The organism is Rhizobium sp. PL01 (genome assembly GCF_033447125.1).
GTDB lineage: Bacteria > Pseudomonadota > Alphaproteobacteria > Rhizobiales > Rhizobiaceae > Pararhizobium.
Map to the genome: position 1 here is coordinate 1 of NZ_JAWQUM010000027.1, position 3,463 is coordinate 3,463.

At 59.2% G+C, this 3,463-nt stretch carries 3 protein-coding genes; 2 read left to right on the top strand and 1 reads right to left on the bottom strand.

Going from position 1 to position 3,463, the window contains the following annotated elements; genetic code table 11:
• Positions 1-180: 180 nt before the first annotated feature.
• Positions 181-1,266 carry a DUF3991 domain-containing protein gene (locus tag R6X40_RS31495; RefSeq protein ID WP_318419109.1) on the bottom strand — a complete coding sequence of 362 codons (1,086 nt, stop codon included), beginning with the start codon at positions 1,264-1,266 and terminating at the stop codon, positions 181-183.
• A 340-nt stretch (positions 1,267-1,606) separates the two neighbouring features.
• Between R6X40_RS31495 and R6X40_RS31500 the strand changes: the two genes are divergently transcribed.
• Positions 1,607-2,392, top strand: a complete 786-nt coding sequence (locus tag R6X40_RS31500; RefSeq protein ID WP_318419111.1) for a hypothetical protein — start codon at positions 1,607-1,609, stop codon at positions 2,390-2,392.
• Positions 2,389-3,018 carry an RES family NAD+ phosphorylase gene (locus R6X40_RS31505; protein ID WP_318419113.1) on the top strand — a complete coding sequence of 210 codons (630 nt, stop codon included), beginning with the start codon at positions 2,389-2,391 and terminating at the stop codon, positions 3,016-3,018. Before R6X40_RS31500 ends, R6X40_RS31505 begins: the two co-directional genes overlap by 4 nt.
• Positions 3,019-3,463: the final 445 nt, after the last annotated feature.

Here is a 3,463-nt window from a genome sequence, read left to right on the forward strand (position 1 = left end):
TTGTATTCGACGGCGAAACTGTGGTTGGACTTTTTCAAAGAATAACACCTCGATATCTGACGCTGCTCTATCAGCGATCCATGGGTGATCGCAAGACCGTATGGCGAGGCACCTTTAGCAACGGTCGGCATTCCTGTATTTTGCTCCGACCGCCCGCCGCCCGATCGCGGGTATCCGATCCTAATGGCAGCATAGTTGCGGCGCGTGTGAAGTCAGGCGTTCTGCGAGAAGCCCGCACCGTTTTCGGCCAGATCCTTGTTCCAATCCTCCAGTTGCGGACGAAGTCGCCGGAAGCCGCAATCCGCTCGCTCCGCAATGCGCCGCAACATGTCGGCATAGGCCTCGCCCTGGCTGTTGTGATCGGTCGCTGCAACGAGGATCTCGATGACCACCGAGATCGCGCACCGCCAATTCCGTTGCCGGCGACCATCCTCCGGCGGTGCTGGCATAGAGCGTATCGAACCGCTCACATTCGATCGCCGCGAGGCTGAGTGCATCGATGGTGGCTTCTGTGATGCACAAGCGAAGCGCCGCCGGGCTGCCGAAGCGAAACAGGATCTTTGTGCCCCCAGAGGAGAAGCCGCGCCATCGGGGACCGCGTTCCTCCCAGCCGCAAATTTTCCCGTCGCTGTCATGATGGCCCAACCAGGCGCTGCCGTACGGTCCCTCCCGGATCAGACCCTGTCGGATGGCACGCTGCAGGAGTCGGCTTGGAATCAGCCTGCTATCGTTGAAGTAGCGGTAGGCGGGAGAGCCATGCCGCAGCGGCGGACGACTGTCCCAGCGCCTTGGGATGGCGATGCTCTCTGTCGGTCGCGATAACACGGGCCAAGCCGCGCCAGATGCCTGAACACCGGCGAGCGCACCAACTGACCTGAGGGTCGCTGCAAAATCGTCTGGTTGAAGCCAGGCCTGCAGGCCGAAGACACCTCCCTTCCTGTCCGACAGCGGGTCGAACCATCCCATCCCCGCATGGGTGACGATGGCAATCTGCCCACCGCGCCGGAATTTGACGGCGCGTCGCGTGCTTTCTTTGAGGTCGGCCTGAAAACCCGCCTGCTCCAGCACGACCCCGCAGGACACCTTGTCCCTTATCCGTTCGATTTCCTGTCTTTCCATATTTCGACATCCTTTCCGCCCCAAACATTTCAAGGGCGCGACCCGGTCGCCGCGAAGGCTGACGGTTGCAAGGGCGCGGATGATGAAAGGAGAGAAGGAGAAAATTCGGGACGCGGCGAAGCTTCCCTTGCGGCCGGCAAGCTGCAAGCGGCACGGTCCGTTCGGCCTGCGTCAGGGATGGCCGCCCGCAAGGGGGAAGACCGACGTCGGGCTTCCGATTTGCCGCCAGCCCGGCCCGAAGGGCGACGCCCCCCGGTCTTATGGCTTGGGGATAGACGGCTCGCGGGACCATATTTAGCCTCGGGATCCAGCAGCCGTTTCGCTTTGGAGGTTGTTCGACTTCACGGGTAAAAGGCCCCGGTTTTCTGGCGGCGCTTTTTGCGCTAAGTGTAGCCTTTGCCGGTCAAAAGAGGTCACACTTGAAAACAGCCTCCCGGTGATATAGGTTATACTACAATTGATAACCCAAATAACCCGGAGCACCGAGATGGCTATCACTAATGGTCTTCGCGTCTATGATGGAGCCGAGTTCGCTCGCGCGCTACAAGTCGAAATGGATTCCGTTTCCGGCGAGAAGACATCGGACGCCGGTGTGCGCCTGGTCAATCGTAAGCTGACGGCAAAGCAGCGTGCGTCTTCAATTGGCGCGAAACTGCGCAGGGCGATGGCGAACGCCATGCACTCCACGCCTGAAAGCCATGTCGATGACATGATGGTCGTGCTTGTTGACATGCCAAATCAGGCTGTGCGGGACACCATCCGCGATATCGTCGAGCATGTGCCGGCGATCGTGGAAGCCCGCCAGAGCAAACTGACCGATGACGCCATCGATGCACTGGTATCGGTCTACATGCGCACGCCTCCCAATGCCAAGGTCGAGAGATTGCTCTACGACAGCAACGCCAAGGCGAGAGCGCGGTTTTTTGAAGGATGGCCAAGTTTCACGAGCAAGGATCTGGCAGAAGTTGCCGGACATGGTTCCAAGAACAAGAGCATGACCGCCTCGCGATGGAAGATGAAGGCAAAGGTATTCTCGATCAAGCATGGCGGCGTCGAGTATTTCCCGGCCTTCCAGTTCGAGGAGGGGCAGCCCATTGAAAGTGTCGCCAAGGTGCTCGCCCTGCTGGGGGAGAAAAAGTCTGGCTGGCAATTGGCATTCTGGTTCACCTCTCCGAATGGATGGCTTGCCGGCAAGCGCCCAGTCGACGTGTTGAAGGACGGCGATGCTGTGATTTCCGCCGCAGCAAATGAGGCGGAAACCATCGCCGGATGATCAATACGCCTCCCTCACCGTTCCCGGCCTCGAACTCTCATGACATCAAGGCCGGGACGAGGTTCCACCGGGTCCACGATCAGCGTTTTGGAAGCTGCTCTTTCAAACCCGGCAAGGGTCGTCCCAGCCGTTTTGCGCCGCTAGTCTCAGGCAGCGATGCTGTCCCTACACAGTATCTGGCAACCGACTACGAATGCGCGGTTCACGAGACGATCTTTCACGACGTCCCGATTGACGAACCGAACAAGACCATCGGCATCGACAATATCAAGCCTCTCGCCCATTCGGTCATTGAGTTGAAGCGCGATCTCGTTCTGGTTCCTCTTTTCGCCCCTGATCTGGCCAAGTGGGGCCTCAGCAGAGCAGATCTCATCGATACGACAGCTGCTGACTATCACATCACCGCGCAGTGGGCCTTGGCCATTCAACAAAGCCGGCCGGACGCGCATGGTCTGATCTGGACATCGAAACGCTGTGATCCACAGCAGGCGGTGCTCCTGTTTGGGGATCGCGTCGCCGAGACCGATCTGACCGGAATAAGCAATGTTGCGATCTACTCGGACGTTGGCGAAATGCGGCAGGTTGCCGCCTTCGCTGCGCGCGTCGACATCACCCTTATTCTGTAATCGCACGGCTGCTGTTGGTGCGCCGCCCAGCGCGTTGGCTTCAGGAAGGAATGACGGATCTCATTTTGTGGCGGTCCAGGCGCCTGGTCCCTGGGGCTTCATGAGTTCCTGTTCGATCGCTGCGGCCTGGTCGCCGCCGAACCTGTCAAAGCCATTGCCGTCGCGCTCCCAGCCCACGCCCTTCGGCGCTTTAAGGTCGAACCGGAATGGTGGTGAACGGCCGGAGGGCTACTTTTATCTGGTTTCAAAAATGGGTACCTGAACACGAAGCTGATGACCGCAGGGGCTGAGGTCATGATAAAGGCAAAACTGTTCTGTCGAACGGACGCCACCTCGTCACTGCGTGAAATAGGCCGACATGCGATGCGACGCGCGTTTTTGCCAATTGTCAGTGGTATCGAGAAAACCGTCCCAGCGCGGATCGGGTTTTCCATGGGTTGCACCG

Excerpts from the sequence above, each read along its gene's own strand:
- R6X40_RS31500 (WP_318419111.1), top strand. The coding sequence starts at position 1,607 with ATGGCTATCACTAATGGTCTTCGCGTCTATGATGGAGCCGAGTTCGCT.
- R6X40_RS31505 (WP_318419113.1), top strand. The coding sequence starts at position 2,389 with ATGATCAATACGCCTCCCTCACCGTTCCCGGCCTCGAACTCTCATGAC.